The organism is Actinacidiphila oryziradicis (assembly GCF_005047355.1).
Taxonomy (GTDB): domain Bacteria; phylum Actinomycetota; class Actinomycetes; order Streptomycetales; family Streptomycetaceae; genus Actinacidiphila; species Actinacidiphila oryziradicis.
On record NZ_SUMC01000003.1, the window covers coordinates 113,613 to 136,585 of the forward strand.

A 22,973-nucleotide genomic window follows, 5' to 3' on the forward strand; every position below is an offset into this window, starting at 1 on the left:
GAGGCGTCAGGCGTCGCCGCCCGCCGCGCCGGGGTCGGCAGCGGTCACGTCCAGGAGCTGGTAGCGGTCGATGGCCTGCTTCAGGACGGACCGGTCGATCTTGCCCTGCTTGGCGAGCTCGGTGAGCACGCCGAGGACGACCGACTGGGCATCGATGTGGAAGAAGCGGCGTGCGGCGCCCCGGGTGTCGGCGAAACCGAAGCCGTCCGCCCCGAGGGACTGGTACTGGTTGGGGACCCAGCGGGAGATCTGGTCCGGGACGGCGCGCATCCAGTCGGAGACAGCGACCACGGGGCCCTCGGTGCCGGTGAGTTTGCGCGTCACGTACGGGACGCGCTGCTCCTCCTCAGGGTGGAGGAGATTGTGCTCCTCGGCCCTCACGGCGTCGCGGCGGAGCTCGTTCCAGGAGGTGGCGGACCAGACGTCGGCCCGTACGTCCCACTCGGCGGCGAGGATCTGCTGCGCCTCCAGGGCCCACGGCACCGCCACGCCCGAGGCGAGGATCTGTGCGGGGATGGCGCCCTCGGTGCCGGCCCGGTATCTGTGCAGGCCCTTGAGGATGCCCTCGACGTCGACGTCGGCCGGCTCGGCGGGGTGGACGATCGGCTCGTTGTAGACGGTGAGGTAGTAGAAGACGTTCGGGTCTTCACCTGCGTTGGGCTGGCCGTACATCCGGCGCAGGCCGTCCTTGACGATGTGTGCGATCTCGAAGCCGAAGGCGGGGTCGTAGGCGACCGCTGCCGGGTTGGTCGAGGCGAGCAGGTGCGAGTGGCCGTCGGCGTGCTGGAGGCCCTCACCCGTCAGGGTGGTACGGCCGGCGGTGGCGCCCAGGACGAAGCCGCGGGCGAGCTGGTCGCCCATCTGCCAGAACTGGTCGCCGGTGCGCTGGAAGCCGAACATCGAGTAGAAGACGTAGACCGGGATCAGCGGCTCGCCGTGCGTGGCGTACGAGGAGCCGGCGGCGATCAGCGAGGCCGTACAACCGGCCTCGGAGATGCCGTCGTGCAGCATCTGGCCGGTCGGCGACTCCTTGTAGGCGAGGAGCAGCTCGCGGTCGACGGACTCGTACATCTGGCCCAGCGGGTTGTAGATCTTGGCCGACGGGAAGAGCGAGTCCATGCCGAAGGTGCGGTACTCGTCGGGGGCGATCGGCACGAAGCGCTTGCCGATCTCCTTGTCCCGCATGAGGTCCTTCAGGAGCCGGACGAAGGCCATGGTGGTGGCGATGGCCTGGTTGCCGGAACCCTTCCGGGTGACGGCGTAGGCCTTGTCGTCCGGGAGGTTCAGCGGCTTGGCCCGCACCACGCGGGTCGGCACGTAGCCGCCCAGCGAGCTGCGGCGGTCGTGCATGTACTGGATCTCCTCGGACTTCGCGCCCGGGTGGTAGTAGGGCGGGTAGCCCTCTTCCAGCTGCTTGTCGGTGATCGGCAGGTGCAGCCGGTCACGGAACCGCTTGAGGTCCTCGGTCGTCAGCTTCTTCATCTGGTGGGTCGCGTTGCGGCCCTCGAAGTTCGGGCCGAGGGTCCAGCCCTTGACGGTCTGGGCGAGGATGACGGTCGGCTGGCCCTCGTGCTCCTTGGCCGCCTTGTACGCCGCGTAGATCTTCTTGTGGTCGTGGCCGCCGCGCCCGAGGTGCAGGACCTGGTCGTCGGTGAGGCCCTCGACCATCCGGCGCAGCCGGTGGTCGTCGCCGAAGAAGTGCTCGCGGATGTACGAGCCGGTCTCGGTGGCGTACGTCTGGAACTGGCCGTCGGGGGTGGTGTTCAGCTTGTTCACCAGGACGCCGTCGCGGTCCTGGGCGAGCAGCGGGTCCCAGCTGCGGTCCCAGACCAGCTTGATGACATTCCAGCCCGCGCCGCGGAACTGCGACTCCAGCTCCTGGATGATCTTGCCGTTGCCGCGCACCGGGCCGTCGAGGCGCTGGAGGTTGCAGTTGACCACGAAGGTGAGGTTGTCCAGACCCTCACGGGCGGCCAGGGAGAGCTGGCCGAGCGACTCGGGCTCATCCATCTCGCCGTCGCCGAGGAAGGCCCACACATGCGACTGCGAGGTGTCGGCGATGCCGCGCGCCTGCAGATAGCGGTTCATCCGGGCCTGGTAGATCGCGCCGAGCGGGCCGAGGCCCATGGAGACGGTCGGGAACTCCCAGAAGTCCGGCATCAGCCGCGGGTGCGGGTAGCTGGACAGGCCGTAAGGGGCCTTGGACTTCTCCTGACGGAAGGCGTCGAGCTGCTGCTCGGACAGCCGGTCCAGGAGAAACGCGCGGGCGTAGACGCCGGGGGAGGCGTGGCCCTGGAAGAAGATCTGGTCGCCGCCGTCGCCGCCGTCCTTGCCCCGGAAGAAGTGGTTGAAGCCCACGTCGTAGAGGGAGGCGGAGGAGGCGAAGGTGGCGATATGGCCGCCGACGCCGATACCGGGACGCTGGGCGCGCGACACCATGACTGCCGCGTTCCAGCGGGTCGCGTTCAGGACCTTGCGCTCGATCTCCTCGTTGCCGGGGAAGAAAGGCTCGTCCTTGGTCGCGATGGTGTTGACGTAGTCCGTGCTGCGCATCTCGGGGACTGCGACACGCTTCTCGCGGGCGCGCTCGATGAGGCGGAGCATCAGGTAGCGGGCACGCTCACGGCCGCGTTCGTCGATGGCCGCGTCTAGCGAATCGAGCCATTCCGCCGTTTCCTCGGGATCAAAGTCCGGGACCTGGCTGGGAAGGCCACCAATGATGATCGGGTTGCGATCGGATCCGGAAGCCACGCTGTTCCTTCGCTACTAGGTCTTGCTCTGCTGGGTCGCGCCGCCTCCATCGTGTACCGCACCGTTGAATACGTCATCTCTACTGAGCGGTAACTGCCACGTAGTAAGACGTGCCCCTTGCGGAACCCCTACGTGACCTGGTGGCCGGTCGGCCAAATCGCAACTCTACGCCCAGTCGGACGCACGACCGACCCCTGCCCGGGCCCGTTGTGGATTCGGGTGGAAACCCGGCAAACTGGCGTGAGCGGCGTCACGATCAGGCGTGCGGCTTGCGGTAACACGTCAACGTTTGGGCGGTATCGACAGCCGGGTACTTGCGCGATCCGCCGCGCCCGTGTGGACTACCGCCAATAACCTCGCATTGGTGCGGGGCGACATCCGAACGACAGGAGGCAATCCGTGAGCGCGACCGCGGGCCACGCGGAGGAGCGGACCAACCTGGTGAACCGGTTGGGGTTCCAGCCCGGACAGGTGGTCCAGGAGCTTGGTTACGATGACGACTCTGACCAAGATCTCAGGGAGAGTATCGAGGAACTCACGGGCACGGAGCTCGCTGACGAAGATTACGACGACGTCCCGGACGCCGTGGTGCTGTGGTTCCGCGAGGACGACGGCGACCTGACGGACGCCCTGGTGGACGCCACATCCCTCGTCGACGACGGCGCCCCGATCATCCTCCTGACGCCCAAGACCGGCCGTGACGGATACGTCGAGCCCAGCGACATCAACGAGGCCGCCCAAACCGCGGGTCTGGCCCAGACCAGCAGCTTCAACGCGGGCAAGGACTGGACGGGCAGCCGCCTGGTCACTCCGAAGTCCGCCCGCCCCGCCAAGCGGTAGGCCCCAGGGCCTGTCAAGCCGGTCTCCGACGCGACGCCGCGGAGACCGGCCGGGCAGCCCCGAGGCCGGGTGACCCGAATCCGACGGTCGCCATCGATCCCCATGCGCCCCCGCGACACCAGTCGCGGGGGCGCCTCGCGTCGGCCGGGCCGCGCCGCGCGGCCTCGTTGTCCCGGCCAGGGGCAGCAGTGACAGACTTGAGCGCGGGACACGTTCCGTCACCAGATCCGTCACCAGAGAGGTGTGATCCATGGCGATCGCCGTAGGCGACAAGGCCCCGGACTTCGAGCTGAGGGACCAGCACGGCCAGACCGTGCGGCTCTCCGGCTTCCGCGGCGGGAAGAACGTCGTGCTGGTCTTCTACCCCTTCTCCTTCACCGGTGTGTGCACCGGTGAGCTGAGCGCACTCCGCGACGAGCTGCCGGCCTTCCAGAACGAGGGCATCCAGCTGCTCGCGGTCTCCAACGACTCGATGCACACCCAGCGCGTCTTCTCCGAGAAGGAGGGCCTGGAGTACCCGCTGCTCTCCGACTTCTGGCCGCACGGCGCCGTCTCGACCGCCTACGGCGTCTTCGACGAGGAGAAGGGCTGCGCTGTCCGCGGCACCTTCGTCATCGACAAGGAGGGCGTGGTCCGGTGGACGATCGTCAACGGCCTGCCCGAGGCGCGTGACCTGAACGAGTACCTCAAGGCGCTCGAAGCGCTGTAATCGTCAAGAGCTGTATCGCCGGGAACCCCTCACTAGGCTGGACACGTTGATCAGGTGGCCCGGAATACCCGACGTACGACAAACGGGAGGAATCGTGGGAGTCAGTCTCAACAAGGGCGGAAACGTCTCGCTGACCAAGGAGGCACCCAACCTGACGGCCGTCATCGTCGGCCTGGGCTGGGATGCGCGGACAACGACCGGCAGCGACTTCGACCTCGACGCCAGCGCCCTGCTGACGAACACCGAGGGCAAGGTCCTGTCCGACCAGCACTTTGTGTTCTTCAACAACCTCAAGAGCCCCGACGGCTCGGTCGAGCACACCGGCGACAATCTGACCGGTGAGGGCGAGGGCGACGACGAGGCGATCAAGGTCAATCTGGCCAGTGTCCCGGCTGATGTCGCCAAGATCGTCTTCCCGGTCTCGATCTACGAGGCCGAGTCCCGGCAGCAGAGTTTCGGCCAGGTCCGCAACGCCTTCATCCGCGTGGTCAACCAGGCGGACAATAACGAGCTGGCCCGCTACGACCTCACCGAGGACGCCTCGACCGAGACCGCCATGGTCTTCGGCGAGCTGTACCGGCACGGCCCGGAGTGGAAGTTCCGGGCCATCGGCCAGGGCTATGCGTCCGGCCTGCGCGGCATCGCGCAGGACTTCGGCGTCAACGTCTGATCCACCCGTACGGTGCCGTGCCGGGGGCGCGGTGCCGTACGCCTGCCGGGGAGGAAGGAAGCACATGGGCGTCACTCTCGCCAAGGGGGGCAATGTCTCCCTCACCAAGGCCGCACCCAATCTCACCCAGGTACTCGTCGGGCTCGGCTGGGACGCGCGTTCGACCACTGGAGCGCCGTTCGACCTCGACGCCAGCGCATTGCTGTGTGCCTCCGGGCGGGTGCTGGGCGATGATTACTTCGTCTTCTACAACAACCTCAAGAGCCCCGAGGGCTCCGTCGAGCACACCGGTGACAATCTCACGGGTGAGGGCGAGGGTGACGACGAGTCGATCCTGGTCGACCTCACCAAGGTCCCGGACAATGTCGACAAAGTCGTCTTCCCGGTGTCGATCTACGACGCCGACAGCCGTGGCCAGACGTTCGGCCAGGTCAGCAATGCGTTCATCCGCGTGGTCAATCAATTCGACCAGGCGGAGCTGGCCCGCTACGACCTGACCGAGGACGCCTCTACCGAGACGGCCATGATCTTTGGCGAGTTGTACCGCTACAACGGCGAGTGGAAGTTCCGAGCCGTAGGTCAGGGGTACGCGTCAGGACTCCGGGGTATCGCCCTAGACTTCGGAGTCAACGTTTCGTAAAAAGATCAGAGGGATTGGTAGCCAGTGCTCCTGAAGACATTCGGCTGGTCGTTCGGCATCACAGTCGTCGGCCTGGCCCTGGCGGGCGTCCTCTGGGGCTTGAAGGGGATGGCGATCGTCGCCATCCTCTCCGTCCTGGAGATCTCGCTCTCGTTCGACAACGCCGTCATCAACGCCGGCATCCTGCGGAAGATGAACGCCTTCTGGCAGAAGATCTTCCTGACCGTCGGCGTACTGATTGCTGTCTTCGGCATGCGACTGGTCTTCCCGATCGTCATCGTCGCCATCACAGCCAAGATCAGCCCGGTCGAGGCGGTGAAGGTCGCGATCCAGGACCCGAACCGCTACCAGTCACTGGTCACCGCCGCCCACCCGGCGATCGCCGCCTTCGGTGGCATCTTCCTGTTGATGATCTTCCTCGACTTCATCTTCGAGGCCCGCGAGCACCAGTGGCTCGCCTGGCTGGAGCGCCCGCTTGCCAAGCTCGGCAAGCTGGACATGCTCTCGGTGGTCATCAGCCTGGCCCTGCTGGTCGTCACCTCCACCACGCTGGCCACCAATGTGGCCCACCACGGCGGTGACAAGAGCGCCACCGTGCTGCTCTCCGGGGTCCTCGGCCTTGTCACCTACCTCGTCGTCGGAGGCGTTTCCGGCTATTTCGAGGACAGGCTGGAGGATGACGACGAGGAGGACGAGGCCGATGACGCGGACGAGGCCGATGACGCGGACGAGGCCGGCGCCGGAGTGTCCCCGGTCAAGGCCGCGAGTGGTGCGTCGGCCGTCGGCCTGGCCGGCCGGGCCGCCTTCTTCATGTTCCTCTACCTCGAGGTCATCGACGCGTCGTTCTCCTTCGACGGGGTCATCGGCGCCTTCGCCATCACCAACGACATCTTCGAGCTGGCCCTCGGCCTCGGCATCGGCGCCATGTACATCCGTTCCCTCACCGTCTTCCTGGTCCGCAAGGGCACCCTGGACGACTACGTGTACCTGGAGCACGGCGCGCACTACGCGATCGGCGCCCTCGCCGTCATCCTCCTCGTCACGATCAAGTTCCAGATCAACGAGGTCATCACCGGCCTCGTCGGGGTTGTCCTGATCGCTACTTCGTACTGGTCCTCGGTGGTGCGAAACCGCCGTCTTGGGGAAAGCTCCGAGCAGTCGAACGACAAGGCGGAAGTCACGTCGGGGGTCTGACCGGCCAGCCGTCCAACGCCGCCCCCCGCCGCCTGCGGGGGGCGGCGTATGTCCAGAAGGGGAGGGTGTCATGTGGAAGTTCCTCCGGCCCAGCGGGTCCGCGCAGTTCGATGTGGCCAACGCGCATGTCGTCGAGCTCACCAAACGGCACCCTGTCGTATCGCTGACCAAGCAGGGCGCCGCCGCCGGCAATCTGCGGATCAACCTCTCCTGGTCGATGCGCACCTCCGACACCGGCGGCTGGACCCAGGGCGGCGGCAGCTGGTTCCAGCGCCAGCTCAAGCTCTTCCGGCCCGAGCCGGTGCAGGCCGCCGGACCGGCCATGGTCAATGTCGACCTCGACCTCGCCTGCATGTACGAGCTGGTGGACGGCACCAAGGGCGTCGTCCAGCCGCTGGGCAACTTCCTGGGCGACCTCGACGACCCGCCGTACATCAAGCTCAGCGGTGATGACCGGTTCGGCGGCTCCTCCGGCGAGACGATCTTCATTAACTTCGATCAGCGGGAGCACTTCAAACGGCTGCTGATCTTCGTCTACATCTACGACGGCACACCCGCCTTCGATCGCACCCACGCCAAGGTGGAGATCTTCCCCACCTCCGGCCCGCGGATCGAAATACCCCTGAGCGAGCGCGAGCCGCAGGCCCGCTCCTGCGCCGTGGTGCTGATCGAGAACCGGAAGGGCGAACTGCTGGTGCGCCGCGAGGTGAAGTACGTCTACGGCTTCCAGTCCGAGCTGGACCGGCTTTACGGGTGGGGCCTGCAGTGGGGGCGCGGCTACAAGAGCAAGGTCTGAGAGCCGTCCGGCGGCGGCCCTCAGCCTCAGCGGTTCTGGAACTGCGGGCCCTGCGGCGGCAGCCGGAAGCTTGTCGAGGCCTCGGCCTGGGGGTACCCGTAGGCGGCCTGGGCCGTGGCCGCCGCGGCCGCGGTCGGCTGAGCCTGGGGCTGTGCCTCCTGGGGATAGCCGTACGCCGCGGCGGGCTGGGTCGGCGCCTCCTGGGGGTAGCCGTACGCGGGCTGCGGGTAGCCGTAGGCCGGCTGGGCCGCCGTCGTGGCGGGTGCGGGGGCGGGTGCGGGGGCCGGCAGCGGGTAGCCGAGGTCCGGCTCGGGCCCGGCCGCGGGTACCGGCTGCGGCGCCGAGGTGGTCTCCGGACCGGTGGCAGGGGCTTCCACGGCGATCCCGAACTCCGCGGCGAGGCCGATCAGCCCGTCCGCGTACCCCTGTCCCAGCGCCCGGAACTTCCACTGGTCGCCCCGCCGGTAGAGCTCCCCGCATATGAGCGCCGTCTCGTCACCGGTGTCCGGCTCCACGTCGAAGACCGCCACCGGCTGCGCGACCGCGCCCGCCGCGTCGTACAGCATCACCCGCAGATCCGGTACGAGCGCGAAGGGGCTGCCGTCCGCCGAGGCGACCAGCACCACCCTGTCGACGCCGTCGGCGCCGGAGTCCAGCCCCGCCAGGTCCACCTCGACCGCGTCGGTCAGCCCTTCCGGCACGCTCCGCTTCGGCAGATGGCGGGCCAGGCCCGACGGGTGCCGGGGCTGGTTGTAGAAGACGAAATCCTCGTCCGTGCGGACCCGTCCGTCCGGGCCGAGCAGCAGCGCCGACGCGTCGACATCAGGCACTCCCGCGCCGGGGCTCCAGCGCAGTACCGCCCGTACGCCGGAAGCTTCCAGGGGGATGTTCGAGCCTTTCACCATCGTGCGCGTCATACCGGTCATCCTGCCCTCCCGGAAGGCGCTGCCACAACGCAGGGGCGGGGCTGACACAGGGATGACCCACGTGAGTTACCTGATTTTCACGCGCACAGGAACCTGTGTTGTATACCCGCACGTACGATAATCGGCCAGATGGCGTCGGGAACCGACTCCCCGCCATCTTCCACCACACCACTACGGGGAGTCGCATGCGCCACTTCGGACACCTCACGCCAGACGTACGGAATGATCTCTTCTACCGCGAGCCGCAGGCCTTCACCGCGGAATCGCCCGCCGCCACGCTCGCCGTGGCGCTCGGCGCCACGCTCTACAGCCCGGCCACCCGGACGACCCTGGCCGGCGATGTCATCAAGCAGGCCGGCCGTGGCGTGGTGTCCATGGTCCTCTGCCTGGAGGACTCCATCGACGACCGTGATGTGGAGGCCGCCGAGGCCAATCTCGTCCGGCAGTTCGGCGAGCTCGCCGCCCGCATCGCCGATGGTGACCCGCCGCTGCTCTTCATCCGGGTCCGTACCCCCGGACAGATCACCGATCTGGCCCACCGGCTCGGCGACAGCATACGACTTCTGTCCGGATTCGTACTTCCCAAATTCACCGAGGAGACGGGCGTCCCCTTCCTGGAGGCCCTCACCGACGCCGAGGCCCGCTGCGGGCGCCGGCTCTTCGCCATGCCGGTCCTCGAATCACCGTGCCTGCTCCACCTGGAGAGCCGCAACGAGACCCTCTACGGGATCTCCCGCACCGTTGAGAAGTACCGCGAGCGGGTCCTCGCGCTCCGGCTCGGCGTCACCGACTTCTGCTCCGCGTACGGGCTGCGCAGGGCGCCCGACATGACGGCCTACGACGTCCGGATCGTCGCCTCCGTCATCGCGGATGTCGTGAATGTTCTCGGTCGCTCCGATGGAACGGGTTTCACCATCACCGGGCCGGTATGGGAGTATTTCAAGCACGCCGAACGTATGTTCAAGCCGTTGCTGCGGCAAAGCCCCTTCGTCCCCGAGGCCGTCGACCTGCGCACCTCCCTCATCGAGCACGACATGGACGGCCTGCTCCGTGAGATCGCGCTCGACCGCACCAACGGACTGCAGGGCAAGACCTGCATCCACCCCTCGCACGTCGCGCCGGTCCACGCGCTGAACGTCGTGTCCCACGAGGAGTACAGCGACGCCGCCGACATCCTCCACGAGGACCGGAGCGGGGGAGGGGTGCTCAGGTCCTCGTACACCAACAAGATGAACGAGGTGAAGCCGCACCGCGCCTGGGCCGAGCGCACCCTGCGCCGCGCCGAGGTGTTCGGCGTCGCCCGCGAGGAGATCGGCTTCGTGGAGCTCCTCGCCGCCTGCGTACCGGCGTCCTGACCCGACAGAGACCCGACAGAACGGAAACCACCACCGCATGGCATCGACACGCCCCTGGTCCGGCCAATGGGTCTCGGACCGGCTCGGCGTCGGCCTCGAAGGCGACGGCCTCACCGACCTGCTGGGCCTCGCCCTGCGCCGTAACCCCAAGCGCGCCCACCTGCTGGTCTCCAATGTGCTCGGCAAGCATGTGCCGCAGCGGCCCCACGTCGTCCGCGACGCCGGGTACGGCCTCGGCCGCCGGGTGCGCGAACTGCTGGGCGAGGAGGCGGCCGCCCGGGCCGTGGTGCTGGGGTACGCCGAGACCGCGACCGGCCTCGGCCAATGCGTCGCCGACGGGACGGGCCTCGCGCCCTACCTGCACTCCACCCGGCGTCCCGTGCCGGGCGTCGAGCCCGTCGGCGGCTTCGAGGAGGAACACAGCCACGCCACCTCGCACCTGCTGCTGCCCGAGGACGCGGGACTGCTGGCCGGGGACGGCCCGCTGGTGCTCGTCGACGACGAGTTCTCCACCGGGCAGACCGTCCTGAACACCATCCGGGCGCTGCACACCGGGCACAGCCGTGACCGCTACGTGGTGGTCGCGCTGGTCGACATGCGGTCCGCCGCCGATCGTGAGCGGCTCGCCAAGCTCGCCGCCGAACTGGGCGCCCGGGTGGACGTGGTGGCGCTCGCCACAGGCACGGTGACGCTGCCGGAGGACGTGCTGGAGCGGGGCAAGGGCCTGGTCGCCGTCTACGAGCTCGCCGCCGCCGCCACCGAGGCCACCGGCCGGTTCTCCGGCTACGGCCCACGCGATGACGACGACGAACTGGAGGCGCGGCAGGCCGCACGGGTCGAACTCGGCATGCCGGGAGGTCTCCGGGCCCGCGACACAGCCCCCGAGACGCCGCAGGCTGTACGCGTCGACCTCGGCTGGCCCGAGGGGCTGCCCGACGGCGGCCGGCACGGCTTCACTTCCGCGCACCGGGACCGGCTGGAGGCCGCGCTGCCGGGCATGGCGGAACGTATCGCCACCGCCCTCCCGGCCGAGGCGCGCCGCGGCCGGGTGCTCGTCCTCGGCAACGAGGAGCTGATGTACGCCCCACTGCGGCTCGCCGGGGCCCTGGAGAGCGTCCTGGACGGCGCTGACGTGCGATTCTCAACCACAACGCGGTCGCCGGTGCTCGCGGTGGACGACCCCGGGTACGCGATCCGCACCCGGATCTCCTTCCCCGCGCACGACAGCCCGGCCGACGATCCCGTCCACGGACCGCCCGGCGAGCGCTACGCGTACAACGTCGCGGGCGCCGGCTTCGACGCGGTCGTCGCCGTCGTGGACTCGGCGGGGGACACCCCCGGGCTGCACGCCCCCGGCGGTCTGCTCGACCGCCTCGCCGCGCACACCGGCCGGGTGCTGCTCGCCCCCGTACCCGCGTACACCCCGAACAACGGACAGGCCTGAACACATGACCCAGACCCGCGCGCTACCCGCCCCCCTCCGAGGACCCACGTTCTCCTCGTACGCCCCGGAAGAGGTCGGCTGGCTGCTCAAGGACCTGTCCGGTACCGAACTGGAGGCACCCACCGAGGAGCGCGAGGAAGCGATCCAGAGCGGCGGCGCCCACTACGCCGAATCACTGCCGGTCGAATACCAGCCCAGCGCCGATTACCAGGCCCTGTTCCGCGCCGCGCTCGACACCTCCGCGGACCGCATCGCCCGCGCCGTAGGGGCCGTCACAGAGCTTGTGCTGTCGGAACGCGGCCCGGACGCCGTCCTGGTCTCCCTGGCCCGCGCCGGTACCCCGGTAGGCGTCCTGATGCGCCGCTGGGCACAGCACGCCCACGGCCTGGACCTCTCCCACTACGCCGTCTCCATCGTGCGAGGCCGGGGCATCGACCCCACCGCCCTGCGCTGGCTGGCCGCCAACCACGACCCGGCCAACGTGGTGTTCGTCGACGGCTGGACGGGCAAGGGCGCCATCACCCGGGAGCTCGCGGCGGCCGTCAAGCCCTTCGGCGCCTTCGACCCCGAGATCGCCGTCCTCGCCGACCCCGGCGGCTGCGTCCGCACCTACGGCACCCGGGACGACTTCCTCATCCCCTCCGCCTGCCTCAACTCCACCGTCTCCGGCCTGGTCTCCCGCACCGTGCTGCGCGCCGACCTGATCGGCCCGGACGAGTTCCACGGCGCCAAGTTCTACCGCGAGCTCACCGACGCCGATGTGTCCGGCCTCTTCCTGGACACCGTGACGGCCCGTTTCGCCGCCGTCGCCGCCGATGTCGCGCTGGACGTCAAGGCACTCCAGTCGCAGGACCGCACCCCCACCTGGGAGGGCTGGGCCGCCGTCGAGCGGATCAGCGAGGAGTACGGGATCGGCGACGTCAACCTCGTCAAGCCCGGCGTCGGCGAGACCACCCGCGTGCTGCTCCGCCGCGTCCCCTGGCGCATCCTCGCCCAGCGCGGCGCCGGTGCCGACCTCGACCACGTCAGGCTCCTCGCCGAGCAGCGCGGCGTCCCCGTGGACGAGGTCGACGGCCTTCCGTACTCCTGCGTCGGCCTGATCCACCCGCGCTTCACGCGTGGCGCGACGGGTGCGGACGGGCTCGCGGCGGAGCGGGGGTACGGGGGTCGTCCCCCGGGAGAGGGCGGTACGCGTGGCGCGACGGGTGCGGACGGCAAGGCGGTGGCGGCCAAGTGACCACCGTCCCGCCCCGCGTCCTGGCCGCCAGCGACCTCGACCGTACGCTGATCTACTCGCCGTCCGCCCTCGCCCTCACCATGCCCGACGAGCACGCCCCACGCCTGCTCTGCGTCGAGGTGAACGAGGCGAGACCGCTCTCCTTCATGACCGAGACCGCGGCCTGGCTGCTCACCCGGCTCGCCGCCGCGGCCGAGTTCGTGCCCGCGACCACCCGCACCCGCAAGCAGTACCGCCGGATCAATCTCCCCGGCCCCGTACCCCGCTTCGCGATCACCGCCAACGGCGGCCACATCCTCGTCAAGGGCCGCACCGACCACGAGTGGCACGCCGAGATGCGCCGCCGCCTGGCGGAAGGCTCCGCCCCCCTCGGCGAGATCCAGGAGTACCTCGCCCGCACCGCCGACCCTCTCTGGCTGCGCAAGGAGCGCATCGCAGAGGATCTCTTCGTCTACCTGGTCGTCGAACGCTCCCTCCTGCCCGAAGGCTGGGTCAAGGAGCTCGCCGACTGGGCCGACGAACGCGGCTGGGGCGTCTCCCTCCAGGGCCGCAAGATCTACGCCGTCCCCAAGCCCCTCACCAAGAGCGCCGCCCTCGCCGAAGTCGTCCGCCGCACCGGCGCCGAACACGTCCTCGCCGCCGGCGACTCGCTCCTCGACGCCGATCTCCTCCTCGCCGCCCACACCGGCTGGCGCCCCGGCCACGGCGAACTCGCCGACGCAGGCTGGTCCGCCCCCCACATCCACGCCCTGGACACGGCCGGCGTCGCGGCGGGCGAGGAGATCCTCCGCCGGATGCTGGCGGCGTCCGAACGCTGAGCCGCAGCCGAACACGGCACCGGCGCGCGAGGGGGTTCCCGGGCGCGCCGGGCGGCGCCGGGCCAGTTCAGGCGGGCATGACCCGCACGTCGTACTGCGGGATCCACTTGTCACGAGCCGTCACACTCCGCCGCAGGACAAGGACCGGGATCCATGCCGCCGAGGAACAACCCCACGGCACGTCAGGCGCGACTGGGCGCGGAGCTGCGCAAGATGCGTGAGCGAGCCGGGATGACCGCACGGGAGGCGGCCATTCGGATCAGCTCGAACCACGTGATGCTCAGCCATCAAGAAGCAGGTCGTAGTGGTACGAGCGAGGACCGTATCCGACGGCTCGCGGGTGTCTATTCCTGTGACGATGACGCTCTCATCGATGCCTTGGCCGCCATGGCGAACGAGCGGGGCAAGGGATGGTGGGAGGAGTCCCGGGGCATCCTGGCCCAGAGCCTTCTGGATCTCACCGAGCTCGAACATCACGCCACGTTCGTACGCACGTATCAAGTCGTGCACATCCCCGGGCTGTTTCAGACCGAGGAGTACATGCGTGCCGTCTTCAACCTCTCGGCATCGCAGCTTTCTGCTGCTGACCGTGACGCCCAGATCGAGCACCGGCTGCGGCGCCAGCGGATCATCGAGCCGGAGGTCCGGGTTCCCCACCTGGCGATCATCCACGAAGCGGCGCTCCACATGCGCTTCGGCGGCCGGAAGGTCGCCCGCGCGCAACTCGACCGCGTCCTGGAGCTGTCGCACCGCGAGAACGTGACCGTGCGGGTGGTCGCGTACGACGCCGAAGGGTTCATGGGAGCCGGAAACCCGCTCATGTACGTGGGCGGCCCCGTTCCTCAACTCGACACAGTGCAACTCGACGCCGTGCACGACATCCTTCTTCTGGACGCCGAAGCTCAACTCGCAAAGTACCGGAACCTCCTCGACCGTATGGAGAAGATGTCGCTTACGGCCGAAGGGGCCAGGGACTTCATTCACCGCATGGCGCAGCAGACATGAGAGGCCTCAAGATGTCCACACCACTCATCAACTGGCAGAAGTCCTCGTTCTCCGCCGGGGGCGACAACAACGCCTGCGTCGAGCTGGCCGCCGCCCCCGGTGGCGTTGGCATCCACCTCCGCGAGAGCGACGACCCCACCCTCATACTCACCACCACACCCGCCCAACTCCGGGCCTTCATACGCGCCGTCAAGTCCGGCGACTTCGAGCAGCCGTGAGTTGAGGCGCCCGGGGCGGGGCTTGGCCCGGGTGTGGCGTCGCGGACGGTCTGTCCGGCAGCGTGGAACGTATCGGGACAAAGCTTGCCGATCAGAGGGCTCTACCGGAGCAGTCGCCCAAACCACTAAAGTGAAGGCATGCCCGGTGAATTGGTGCCCGATCGCGGCGAGCTGCGCGCGTCTCACGAGGATCGAGACTGGGCCGTGGAGCGGCTACGGGTCGCTGCCGGAGACGGCCGGTTGACCCTGGACGAGCTGGACGAACGGCTTGATGTGGCGCTGAAGGCCCGTACGTACGGGGAGCTTGAGGCGCTGTTCGTGGATCTGCCGGCGGATGGACCGGCGCCGGCGGGCGGTGTCGCGGCCGTTTCGCCGAAGGACATGTCGCGGATCGTGGTCGACAGCGCGAGCGCGAAGCGAGACGGTCCTTGGGTGGTACCGCAGCGTATGGGGATCGAGTCCAAGAGCGGCTCTGTCGTGCTTGATTTCACCAGTGCCATCATCGCGTTGCCCACGTTGGAGATCGAGGCATCGGTGCGCAGCGGGTCGGTGACCCTGGTCGTTCCGCCGGACGTTTTCGTGGACGTCGATGATGTGGCGGTGAAAAGCGGCAGCGTGCACAATCGGGCGCAACCCGCCCCCGCGACGCCGGTCCGGCTGCGCGTCCATGTGACGGGGAAGGTGCGCAGCGGAAGCATCACGGTACGACCGCCCAGGCCACCCCGCCGCAGCTTCTGGCAGTGGCTGCTGCGGCGCCCTCGACCGATGACAGCAATCGCTCGCTGACGGATCAGGCGGCCCCGGGTATGCGCGGTCGTTGGTTTGTCGCAGGTCGCGACGTGAGCTGGCAGAAGTCGTCGTTCTCCGGCGGCGGCGAAGGCAACGCCTGCGTCGAGCTAGCCGCCTCCGCCGACGGGGGCATACCTCCGGGAGAGCGATGACCCCACGCTCATACTCACCACCACGCCCGCCCGGCTCAGCGCCTTCATACGCGCCATCAAGTCCGGCGACTTCATCCAGCCCTGACCACCCACATGCGGCGGGGGTGCGCCGGGCCGGTCCTCAGGCCCGCTCGGCGAGGGCAGGACTACGGGACGAACACCGCGCGGGTGCAGGCGTCCCGCGCCGCCTCGACGCGTGCCGCGTTGGGCCGCTCGCTGGCGGCGATGAAGGCGAGGGCTTCCTCCTTGGTGCGGCCGCCAGTGACATGGCGGTCCAGGAGGCGCGCCTCGCGCACCGCTTCGGGGGTGTCGATGAACCAGAGCTCGTCGAGCAGGTCGCGTACGGGCTCCCAGCCCAGGGCGTCGTCGGCGAGGTAGTTGCCCTCGGTGACGACCAGCCGGGTGTCAGGGAGGACGACGAGCGCGGCGGCGACGGGCTCGTCCAGGGCGCGGTCGAACCCGGGGGCGTAGAGCGGCCGGTGGTGCTCGGAGCGCAGCCGGCGCAGGAGGTGTACGTATCCGTCGGCGTCGAAGGTGTCGGGGGCGCCCTTGCGGCCGCGCAGGCCGAGCCGGTCCAGCTGGGCGTTGGACAGGTGAAAACCGTCCATCGGCACGTACGCCGCCGTATCCGCGCCCAGGCGCGCGTTGACGCCGTCCACCAGGGTGCGGGCCAGCGTGGATTTCCCGGCGGCGGGCGGCCCGGAAATCCCGAGCAGCATCCGGCGGCCTGAGATGCTGGGTACTAGAGCGATGGCGTCATCGACGAGCATGTCCGTCACCTTAGGTGCTGATCCAGGAGAACGACGAAACGTGTACGAGACCAAGAACCCGCCCCTCACCCCCGAGCTCTACGCTTACGTGCTGGCCCACAATCCGCCGCTCGACCCAGTCCAGCGGGAACTCGTCGACATCACCCATACCCGCCTCGCCGGCGAGGCGGGTATGCAGACCGCCGAGGAGCAGGCACCGCTGCTCACGTTTCTGGTAGGGCTCCTGGGCGCCCGGAACATCGTGGAGGTCGGCACCTTCACCGGCCTGTCCACCCTCTCCATGGCCATGGCCCTGCCCGCCGACGGCAGGATCATCGCCTGTGACATCTCCGAGGAGTGGACCGCCATCGGCCGCCAGGCCTGGGCCAAGGCCGGCGTCGCCGACCGCATCGACCTGCGCATCGCCCCTGCCCTGGACACCCTCCGGGCGCTGCCGACGGACCCCTGGATCGACTTCGTCTTCCTCGACGCGGACAAGGAGAACTACGTCAACTACTGGGAGGAGCTCGTGCCCCGGCTGCTCCCCGGCGGGGTCGTCGTCGCCGACAACACCCTCCTGCAGGGGCGCGTCACCGACCCCACAGCCGACGGCGCCACGGCTGGCATCCGCGCCTTCAACGACCGTGTCCAGTCCGACGAGCGCGTCGAGGCCGTGCTCCTCACCGTCGCGGACGGCCTGACCCTGGCCCGGAAGCGCTGAGCGCCGGGCGCTGCTGAGCGCTGTGCTGCGGCAGTGCGCCGGGCTGGTCCGCGCGGGCTGCCAGCGCCGCTCGTACCGCCGCCTCGTGCTCCGCCGCCTCGGGGTGCCGCTGCTGCCAGTACGGGTTGTCGTGCGGCAGGCCGCCGCTCACCCGCCCGTACATGCCGAAGAACATCAGCACCAGGCCCACAACGAAGCTGAACAGCACATTCGGCATCCGGAACGCCAGGAAATTGCGCGAGGAGTCCAGCAGGGCCAGATTTACGAAGCCGCTCAGCAGGAACGCCACACCGAGCAGCATGTTCAGGTTCGAGGCGAAATTCCCGCCGATCACCATACCGACGAAGAGCAACAGTCCGACGGCGATGGACAGCACGCTCAGCGCGCCGTTCGTACTGAGCCCGGCCACTTTGTCGCCGTGTACGGAGAAGGCACCCACGTGGCCGAGCAGCCCCAGAATCCCGAACGCCAGCAGCGCCAGGCCCATCAGACCGGCACCGAACCGGTAGACATGGTTCAGCGGGTGATCGACGGGCAGATGTTCATGAAGTCGCAGCATAAGAGGTCCCCTTAGCTTCCCGTCCCTCCCGTTCCAGCATCCGCCCGTGGGCCGCAGCCTTCAAGTCATGGCTAACCTGGTGCCATGCCCCGATACGAGTACCGCTGCCGTTCCTGTGGGACCACCTTCGAACTGAACCGGCCGATGGCCGAGTCCGCCGCGCCCGCCGCGTGCCCGGAAGGGCACGACGACACTGTCAAGCTGCTTTCCACCGTCGCGGTGGGCGGCAGCGCGGCGGCCCCGGTACCCAGCGGCGGTGGCGGTGGCTGCTGCGGCGGCGGGTGCTGCGGGTAGGCGCGGCCGGAGTCGCGCCTATCGGCCCGCCGCGCGGTCTTCGCGGATGTTGGCGACGACGCGGGACGCGGTCTCGCGTACCGCGGCGGTCTCGGTGAGGAAGTGCCAGTAGTCGGGGTGCCGACCGTGGAGCGCGGCGATGGCCCGGTCCAGGCGGCCGACGGCGTCGTCGAGGGGGCGGGCGTGGCGGGGCTCGGGGGTGGTGCGGCCCTGCATGGCCAGGCGCTGGGCGTCGCGGATGGCGAAGCGGGTCTTGTCGATCTCGGCCTTGGGGTCCTTGAGGACCTCGTTGAGCTTGCGGAGCCGGTCGCCGGCGGCGGAGACCGTGCCGTCGAGGTCGTCGAGGAGGGCACGGGCGGCGCTCAGCAAGGATGTGGCGTCGGCCCAGCGCTGCTCGTCGCGGGCCTTCGCGGCCTCGGTGAGCTTGGCCTCGGCCTGGGCCACGGTGGTGCCCGCCTGGGCGGGGACGTGTTGCAGGTCCTGCCAGCAGGCGAGGCTGAAGCGGCGCCGGAGTTCGCTGAGGATCGGGTCGACGCCCTCGGCGCGGGTCGAGAGGGCCTGGGCCCGGGTGCGGAGGGAGGCCAGGCGTTTGTCGATCTCCTGGGTCCGTTCGGGCAGTCTTTCCGCCTCGGTGCGGACCGCCTCGGCGCCGCGCAGGACCTCTTCGGCCCGCTTCAGGGTCTCCGGCACGCCGTGGGTGCCCGCGCCCTGGTTGAGCTTGGTCAGCTCGGGCGCCAGGGCCGCCAGCCGGGCCGCGAGGTCGTCCGCCCGCAGCCCCGCCGCCCGTACGGCGTCCAGCGCGTTGCTCGCGCCGAGCAGCGCCTGCCGGGCCCGCTCCACGGCTGGGGCCAGCTTGGCCAGCTGGGTCTCCGCCTTGCCCAGTAGGGGGCCGAGCCCCTCGGCGAACCGGTCCAGCTCGCCCTTGACGCGGGCCAGGTCGTCCTTGGCCCGGGTCAGCTCCGTCCGGGCCCGCCCCGCCGCTGAGGCGTCCAGCTCATCCCGGTCCAGGTCATGGGCATCGACGGCGGCGATGTAAGCGCCGCTGACCTGGTCGATACGTATCCCGAGGGCATGGAAGTCCGCAGCGGCACGCTGGGCGGCGGGGGAGTTGTCCACCGCGGTGATCGTCTCTATCGAGATCACCAGATCGCGCTGGGCGGTGTCGAGCTCGTAGAAGGCCTGAGCGGCGGCATCCTTCGCAGCCTGGGCGTCGGCACGCAGATTGTCGTCGCCGCGCCGCCACCACGAGCGTGCCGTCGTCACAGTCGGTCTCTCCCGCAGGTCCGCCGCCGGTGCCACTTATCGACCCCAGTCTCCCACCCGGGGATGTCGAATACACCGGCCGGGCCCGCCGCGGGCCGCTGTCTCAGTCCGCCGAGCCGGTCCGGATCCTGACCGCTCCGTCGCCGGTGTGCACCGTCACCGTATGGGGGCCGGCCTCGCCACGCGGCACGTTTACCGACACATGGCCGTCCCGGTCTGCGCCGACACCCGGACGTCACGCCCGTCGCCAGGATCCGGGCGTCGCCGCTGGAGAGGTCCCGGAATCCGACCGCACCCGGACCCGGGGTAGGGCTAGCCCCCCGTCCGACGTTTTGCCCAGCTTTTGACAGCGCGGAGGCAGAATAGGTCCCTGAAGCGAGTGACAATGCAACAGTTGATCCGCGGGAACCCGCACCCCGCCCCCCGCACACCCGGAATGAGGCCCTCATGCTGCGCAACGGACTCGAGCCCTGGCACGTGGCCCTGGCCGTCCTGGTCTTCCTGCTGCTCTTCGGCTCCAAGAAGCTGCCCGACGCCGCCCGGGGCCTGGGCAAGTCGATGCGCATCCTCAAGTCCGAGGCCCGCGCCATGAAGGAGGAGAGCGCCGCGCCGCCCGTCACGGAAGCCGCGCAGGCCACCGAGACCACTCCCACCGTCACCGCCACCGGCGCCCACCAGGTGTGAGCCCTGTGGCGGCGGCTACGGCGCCATATCGGCGACCCTGACCGACAGCGCGTTGTCGCGGGTGTAGAACGGCCGTACCCGGACCGGGCCGCGCGCGGTGGTCCGGACCTCGGTCGACGGGTAGGTGCACACTTCCTTCTTGTCCGCGATGTCGTCCAGCAGCCGGGCCACCCGCACCGGTTCACGGCCGTCGCCCGGGCGCGCGTACACGTCCCACAGCTCGTCGCCCGGCGCCTTCCCCAGCGCCAGGTCGCCGGCCGGGAACGTGCACCGGAAGCCCTGCCCTGTCCCCTCCCAGGCCGGGTACGGGGCCGGCGCGGGCTTCGCCACCGCTGTGATCGTCCGCGCCGGGTCGACACGGCTGCGCAGCTCCAGTTCCAGCTCCGGCCCCGCTGCCGGGGAGGGCCCGAGCAGCCATCCCCCGACGGTGATGTCGTCGCCGTCCACCTCGATGTCCGAGGCCTCCGCGTGTCCGCTCCGCTCCCAGGACCGTATGGCCAGCCAGCCGTCCGCGGTGCGGTACGGAATCCAGGACACCAGCGGCAGCGCCGGCCTCGGGCACAGCGGATCGAGGAGCCTGCGCAGGTCCTGTACGCCGGCCCGCAGCCGCCGTTGGATCATCCCCGACGCCCCCGGGTACTCCGCGAACAGGTTCCAGCGGCCCTCCGTCAGCCGTCCGTAGGTACGCCGGAGCACCGCGCCGTCGGATGTCAGCGGCAGCCGGACCACATTGCCGCCCTGCACGTCCGAGTCCTCCTTCGCGGAGAGGAACATGCTGTGCACGGGCATGCCGGCTTCCGGCGCGACCCGCACTCGTATGTCACCGGAGGTTTCGATCACGCAATCCGCGATCAGAAAAGGGATCTTCATCGGTTTCCGCCATCTGCTACAACTGCATAGAACCTTTTAGCTTCTATGCAGTTGTAGATGGGAAAACGGAGCAGGAAGTTCCCCGGCCGGCCGCCGGGTCCGCACCGGCCTGAGGGTGATCCCTCCCACACCGGAGAGTAAGATTCTGCCCCCGGCGCCGACACCCCATCGGCGGAGGAGATGATGTTGCGCTGAGCCGCAGCCTCCACCTGCCCCGGGAGACCACACGTGTCGCCAGACGTCCCGCAATACGCCATGGCCATCGTCGGCGCCGGTCCCCGCGGCACCAGCGTGCTGGAGCGGATCTGCGCGGCGGCACCCGAACTGGCGCCCGGGGCGGCGCTGACGGTGCACGTGATAGACCCGTCGCCGCCCGGCCCGGGACGGGTGTGGCGGACGGCGCAGCCACGCGAGCTGCTGATGAACACGGTGGCCTCGCAGGTGACGCTCTTCACGGACGCGAGTGTGGAGTGCGAGGGACCGATATGCCCCGGCCCGAGCCTGTACGCGTGGGCGGCGGAGCTGGATCTCTCCGGGGGCTCGGCCGCGTACGAGCCGTGGGTGCGGGCGGAGGCGGCGGCGCTGGGCCCGGACGACTATCCGAGCCGGGCGTTCTACGGCCACTACCTGGAGTGGGTGTTCCGGCGGACGCTGTGGACGGCCCCCGGCGAGGTCACCGTACGGGTGCACCAGGCGCGGGCGGTCGGCCTGGAGGACCACGCGGGCGGCCGTCAGCGGGTCGTCCTGGACGACGGCCGGGAGCTGCGCGGGCTGGACGCGGTGGTGCTGGCCCAGGGGCACCTTCCGGCGGTGGCGACGGCACAGGAGGACCGTTTCGCCTCGTACGCGGCCGCCCACGGCCTGCGGTACTTCCCGCCGGCGAACCCCGCCGACCTGGAGCTGGGCCCGGAGGTGGTCCCGCCGGGGGAGCCGGTGCTGCTGCGTGGGCTCGGCCTGAACTTCTTCGACCACATGGCGCTGCTGACCGTCGGCCGTGGCGGAACGTTCCGCCGGGGCGACGGCGGAGGTCTGGTCTACCGCCCGTCGGGCCGGGAGCCGCGGATCCTCGCCGGCTCGCGGCGCGCGGTCCCGTACCAGGCGCGCGGGGACAACGAGAAGGGCGCGCACGGCCGGCACGAGCCGCTGCTGCTCACTCCGGATGTGATCGAGCAATTCCGCAAGCGCGCGGAGCCGGCCGAACACGGCTGTGACCGCGACCGGGACCCGGACCCGGAGTACGACCGCGACAGACCGGACTTTCTGCGGGAGGTGTGGCCGCTGGTCGCGAAGGAGACCGAGACGGTCTACTACACCGCCCTCCTGCGGTCCCTCGCTCCGGCGTCGGCGGACTGCTTCCGCGACCGGTACCTGCTCGCCCCCTACGGCAGCCGGGAGGAGACCGCCGTACTGGACGGGTTCGGGATCCCGGCGGACGACCGGTGGGACTGGGAGCGGCTCGCCCACCCGTACCGCGACACCGCGTTCAGCGGGCAGCCGGCCTTCCGGGAATGGCTGCTGGCGTACTTGCGGCGGGACGCGGAGCAGGCGGCCGCCGGCAATGCGACGGGGCCGCTGAAGGCGGCGCTGGACGTGCTGCGGGATCTGCGCAACGAGCTGCGGCAGGTGGTGGACCACGGCGGGCTGTCGGGCGGCTCGCACCGCGATCACCTGGACCGCTGGTACACCCCGCTCAACGCCTTTCTCTCCATCGGTCCGCCGCGCCGCCGGACCGAGGAGCTGGTGGCCCTGGTGGAGGCGGGCATCGTGGACATACTCGGTCCGCGTCTGGAGGTCTGTACGGAAGGGGCCGGTCCGGACGCCGTTTTCGCCGCCGCCTCACCGGTGGTGCCGGGGTCGCGGGTCCGGGTCAGGACCCTGATAGAGGCGCGGCTGCCGGAGCCGGATCTGCGCCGGACGGCTGATCCACTGCTGGTGCGGCTGCTGGAGAGCGGAGCGTGCCGGCCGCACCGGGTCGGGGACTACGAGACCGGCGGACTGGCGGTGACCGGGCCGCCGTACCGGCTGATCGACCGGCTGGGGCGGCCGCACGCCCGGCGGTTCGCGGTCGGGGTGCCGACGGAGGGGGTGCGCTGGGCGACGGCGGCGGGCGCCCGGCCGGGGGTGAATTCGGTAACCCTGGCGGATACGGACGCGGTGGCGCGGGCGGCGCTGCGGGCGATGGTGGGACGGGTCGGTTCGGATGTTCGATCGTTTGCTCGAAATTGACGCTCGAAAGTCGCGTATTTCAAGTTCGGTCTGGCTACGTTCGAAGTGGCATTGGCAAATCGG

Annotated in this window: 22 protein-coding genes and 1 pseudogene; 17 read left to right on the forward strand and 6 right to left on the reverse strand. The window is 69.7% G+C overall.

What is annotated here, in order from left to right; genetic code table 11:
* Nucleotides 1–6: 6 nt before the first annotated feature.
* A complete protein-coding gene (gene aceE / locus FCI23_RS04480) occupies nucleotides 7–2,751 on the reverse strand; it encodes a pyruvate dehydrogenase (acetyl-transferring), homodimeric type (RefSeq protein ID WP_136722123.1) in 2,745 nt (914 codons plus the stop codon).
* Nucleotides 2,752–3,150: 399 nt separating this feature from the next.
* Here aceE and FCI23_RS04485 point away from each other — a divergent pair, with 399 nt between their 5' ends.
* The 6 genes from FCI23_RS04485 (at nucleotide 3,151) to FCI23_RS04510 (ending at nucleotide 7,600) form a co-directional block, all read left to right on the forward strand.
* Entirely contained in the window at nucleotides 3,151–3,591 is a 441-nt protein-coding gene (locus FCI23_RS04485) for a DUF3052 domain-containing protein (protein WP_136722124.1), read from the forward strand.
* A 250-nt stretch (nucleotides 3,592–3,841) separates the two neighbouring features.
* Nucleotides 3,842–4,300, forward strand: a complete 459-nt coding sequence (locus tag FCI23_RS04490) for a peroxiredoxin (protein ID WP_136722125.1) — start codon at nucleotides 3,842–3,844, stop codon at nucleotides 4,298–4,300.
* Nucleotides 4,301–4,394: 94 nt separating this feature from the next.
* The gene (locus tag FCI23_RS04495) at nucleotides 4,395–4,970 is read left to right on the forward strand and encodes a TerD family protein (RefSeq protein ID WP_136722126.1); all 576 of its coding nucleotides are present in this window, start codon (nucleotides 4,395–4,397) and stop codon (nucleotides 4,968–4,970) included.
* A gap of 64 nt (nucleotides 4,971–5,034) precedes the next feature.
* Nucleotides 5,035–5,610 carry a TerD family protein gene (locus FCI23_RS04500; protein WP_136722127.1) on the forward strand — a complete coding sequence of 192 codons (576 nt, stop codon included), beginning with the start codon at nucleotides 5,035–5,037 and terminating at the stop codon, nucleotides 5,608–5,610.
* A gap of 24 nt (nucleotides 5,611–5,634) precedes the next feature.
* The gene (locus FCI23_RS04505; RefSeq protein ID WP_136722128.1) at nucleotides 5,635–6,804 is read left to right on the forward strand and encodes a DUF475 domain-containing protein; all 1,170 of its coding nucleotides are present in this window, start codon (nucleotides 5,635–5,637) and stop codon (nucleotides 6,802–6,804) included.
* 70 nt (nucleotides 6,805–6,874) lie between these two features.
* Nucleotides 6,875–7,600, forward strand: a complete 726-nt coding sequence (locus FCI23_RS04510; protein ID WP_136722129.1) for a TerD family protein — start codon at nucleotides 6,875–6,877, stop codon at nucleotides 7,598–7,600.
* A 26-nt stretch (nucleotides 7,601–7,626) separates the two neighbouring features.
* Here the strand turns inward: FCI23_RS04510 and FCI23_RS04515 are convergent, their stop codons facing one another.
* On the reverse strand, nucleotides 7,627–8,526 hold the full coding sequence (locus FCI23_RS04515; protein WP_136722130.1) for a TerD family protein: 900 nt from the start codon (nucleotides 8,524–8,526) through the stop codon (nucleotides 7,627–7,629).
* A 185-nt stretch (nucleotides 8,527–8,711) separates the two neighbouring features.
* On the opposite strand from FCI23_RS04515, the gene FCI23_RS04520 reads away from it, so the two are divergent.
* The 7 genes and pseudogenes from FCI23_RS04520 to FCI23_RS63570 all read left to right on the forward strand — a co-directional run bounded on the left by FCI23_RS04520 (nucleotide 8,712) and on the right by FCI23_RS63570 (nucleotide 15,544).
* A complete protein-coding gene (locus FCI23_RS04520; protein ID WP_136722131.1) occupies nucleotides 8,712–9,881 on the forward strand; it encodes an HpcH/HpaI aldolase/citrate lyase family protein in 1,170 nt (389 codons plus the stop codon).
* A gap of 37 nt (nucleotides 9,882–9,918) precedes the next feature.
* Nucleotides 9,919–12,562: pseudogene (locus FCI23_RS04525) on the forward strand (phosphoribosyltransferase).
* Nucleotides 12,559–13,380: an HAD family hydrolase gene (locus FCI23_RS04530; RefSeq protein WP_136722132.1), complete on the forward strand. Its 822-nt coding sequence runs from the start codon at nucleotides 12,559–12,561 to the stop codon at nucleotides 13,378–13,380. Before FCI23_RS04525 ends, FCI23_RS04530 begins: the two are co-directional and overlap by 4 nt.
* A 153-nt stretch (nucleotides 13,381–13,533) precedes the next feature.
* Nucleotides 13,534–14,385: a helix-turn-helix domain-containing protein gene (locus FCI23_RS04535; protein WP_136722133.1), complete on the forward strand. Its 852-nt coding sequence runs from the start codon at nucleotides 13,534–13,536 to the stop codon at nucleotides 14,383–14,385.
* Nucleotides 14,386–14,396: 11 nt separating this feature from the next.
* Nucleotides 14,397–14,603: a DUF397 domain-containing protein gene (locus tag FCI23_RS04540; protein WP_136722134.1), complete on the forward strand. Its 207-nt coding sequence runs from the start codon at nucleotides 14,397–14,399 to the stop codon at nucleotides 14,601–14,603.
* A 138-nt stretch (nucleotides 14,604–14,741) separates the two neighbouring features.
* Nucleotides 14,742–15,389, forward strand: coding sequence for a DUF1707 SHOCT-like domain-containing protein (locus FCI23_RS04545; protein WP_136722135.1), 648 nt, complete (start codon nucleotides 14,742–14,744; stop codon nucleotides 15,387–15,389).
* A 20-nt stretch (nucleotides 15,390–15,409) separates the two neighbouring features.
* Nucleotides 15,410–15,544, forward strand: a complete 135-nt coding sequence (locus FCI23_RS63570; protein ID WP_407645931.1) for a DUF397 domain-containing protein — start codon at nucleotides 15,410–15,412, stop codon at nucleotides 15,542–15,544.
* A gap of 146 nt (nucleotides 15,545–15,690) precedes the next feature.
* On the opposite strand, the gene FCI23_RS04555 is transcribed toward FCI23_RS63570, so the two are convergent.
* Entirely contained in the window at nucleotides 15,691–16,383 is a 693-nt protein-coding gene (locus FCI23_RS04555) for a nucleoside/nucleotide kinase family protein (protein ID WP_322973798.1), read from the reverse strand.
* On the opposite strand from FCI23_RS04555, the gene FCI23_RS04560 reads away from it, so the two are divergent.
* On the forward strand, nucleotides 16,355–17,014 hold the full coding sequence (locus FCI23_RS04560; RefSeq protein WP_246143322.1) for an O-methyltransferase: 660 nt from the start codon (nucleotides 16,355–16,357) through the stop codon (nucleotides 17,012–17,014). The two genes, FCI23_RS04555 and FCI23_RS04560, sit on opposite strands and share 29 nt — an antisense overlap.
* On the opposite strand, the gene FCI23_RS04565 is transcribed toward FCI23_RS04560, so the two are convergent.
* On the reverse strand, nucleotides 16,974–17,573 hold the full coding sequence (locus tag FCI23_RS04565) for a DUF4383 domain-containing protein (RefSeq protein WP_136722138.1): 600 nt from the start codon (nucleotides 17,571–17,573) through the stop codon (nucleotides 16,974–16,976). The genes FCI23_RS04560 and FCI23_RS04565 overlap by 41 nt on opposite strands.
* Nucleotides 17,574–17,657: 84 nt before the next feature.
* Between FCI23_RS04565 and FCI23_RS04570 the strand changes: the two genes are divergently transcribed.
* Nucleotides 17,658–17,867 carry an FmdB family zinc ribbon protein gene (locus FCI23_RS04570; RefSeq protein WP_136722139.1) on the forward strand — a complete coding sequence of 70 codons (210 nt, stop codon included), beginning with the start codon at nucleotides 17,658–17,660 and terminating at the stop codon, nucleotides 17,865–17,867.
* An 18-nt stretch (nucleotides 17,868–17,885) separates the two neighbouring features.
* Here FCI23_RS04570 and FCI23_RS04575 read toward each other — a convergent pair whose 3' ends face one another.
* Nucleotides 17,886–19,130, reverse strand: coding sequence for a hypothetical protein (locus FCI23_RS04575; RefSeq protein ID WP_136722140.1), 1,245 nt, complete (start codon nucleotides 19,128–19,130; stop codon nucleotides 17,886–17,888).
* Nucleotides 19,131–19,577: 447 nt separating this feature from the next.
* Between FCI23_RS04575 and tatA the strand changes: the two genes are divergently transcribed.
* Nucleotides 19,578–19,814, forward strand: coding sequence for a Sec-independent protein translocase subunit TatA (gene tatA, locus FCI23_RS04580; RefSeq protein ID WP_136722141.1), 237 nt, complete (start codon nucleotides 19,578–19,580; stop codon nucleotides 19,812–19,814).
* A gap of 15 nt (nucleotides 19,815–19,829) precedes the next feature.
* On the opposite strand, the gene FCI23_RS04585 is transcribed toward tatA, so the two are convergent.
* A complete protein-coding gene (locus FCI23_RS04585) occupies nucleotides 19,830–20,684 on the reverse strand; it encodes a hypothetical protein (RefSeq protein ID WP_136722142.1) in 855 nt (284 codons plus the stop codon).
* 255 nt (nucleotides 20,685–20,939) lie between these two features.
* Between FCI23_RS04585 and FCI23_RS04590 the strand changes: the two genes are divergently transcribed.
* Entirely contained in the window at nucleotides 20,940–22,910 is a 1,971-nt protein-coding gene (locus FCI23_RS04590) for an FAD/NAD(P)-binding protein (protein WP_136722291.1), read from the forward strand.
* Nucleotides 22,911–22,973: the final 63 nt, after the last annotated feature.

Excerpts from the sequence above, each read along its gene's own strand:
- FCI23_RS04490 (WP_136722125.1), top strand. The coding sequence starts at position 3,842 with ATGGCGATCGCCGTAGGCGACAAGGCCCCGGACTTCGAGCTGAGGGAC.
- FCI23_RS04500 (WP_136722127.1), top strand. The coding sequence starts at position 5,035 with ATGGGCGTCACTCTCGCCAAGGGGGGCAATGTCTCCCTCACCAAGGCC.
- FCI23_RS04510 (WP_136722129.1), top strand. The coding sequence starts at position 6,875 with ATGTGGAAGTTCCTCCGGCCCAGCGGGTCCGCGCAGTTCGATGTGGCC.
- FCI23_RS04515 (WP_136722130.1), bottom strand. The coding sequence starts at position 8,526 with ATGACCGGTATGACGCGCACGATGGTGAAAGGCTCGAACATCCCCCTG.
- FCI23_RS04520 (WP_136722131.1), top strand. The coding sequence starts at position 8,712 with ATGCGCCACTTCGGACACCTCACGCCAGACGTACGGAATGATCTCTTC.
- FCI23_RS04535 (WP_136722133.1), top strand. The coding sequence starts at position 13,534 with ATGCCGCCGAGGAACAACCCCACGGCACGTCAGGCGCGACTGGGCGCG.
- FCI23_RS04540 (WP_136722134.1), top strand. The coding sequence starts at position 14,397 with ATGTCCACACCACTCATCAACTGGCAGAAGTCCTCGTTCTCCGCCGGG.
- FCI23_RS04545 (WP_136722135.1), top strand. The coding sequence starts at position 14,742 with ATGCCCGGTGAATTGGTGCCCGATCGCGGCGAGCTGCGCGCGTCTCAC.
- FCI23_RS63570 (WP_407645931.1), top strand. The coding sequence starts at position 15,410 with ATGCGCGGTCGTTGGTTTGTCGCAGGTCGCGACGTGAGCTGGCAGAAG.
- FCI23_RS04565 (WP_136722138.1), bottom strand. The coding sequence starts at position 17,573 with ATGCTGCGACTTCATGAACATCTGCCCGTCGATCACCCGCTGAACCAT.
- FCI23_RS04570 (WP_136722139.1), top strand. The coding sequence starts at position 17,658 with ATGCCCCGATACGAGTACCGCTGCCGTTCCTGTGGGACCACCTTCGAA.
- tatA (WP_136722141.1), top strand. The coding sequence starts at position 19,578 with ATGCTGCGCAACGGACTCGAGCCCTGGCACGTGGCCCTGGCCGTCCTG.
- FCI23_RS04585 (WP_136722142.1), bottom strand. The coding sequence starts at position 20,684 with ATGAAGATCCCTTTTCTGATCGCGGATTGCGTGATCGAAACCTCCGGT.
- FCI23_RS04590 (WP_136722291.1), top strand. The coding sequence starts at position 20,940 with ATGGCCATCGTCGGCGCCGGTCCCCGCGGCACCAGCGTGCTGGAGCGG.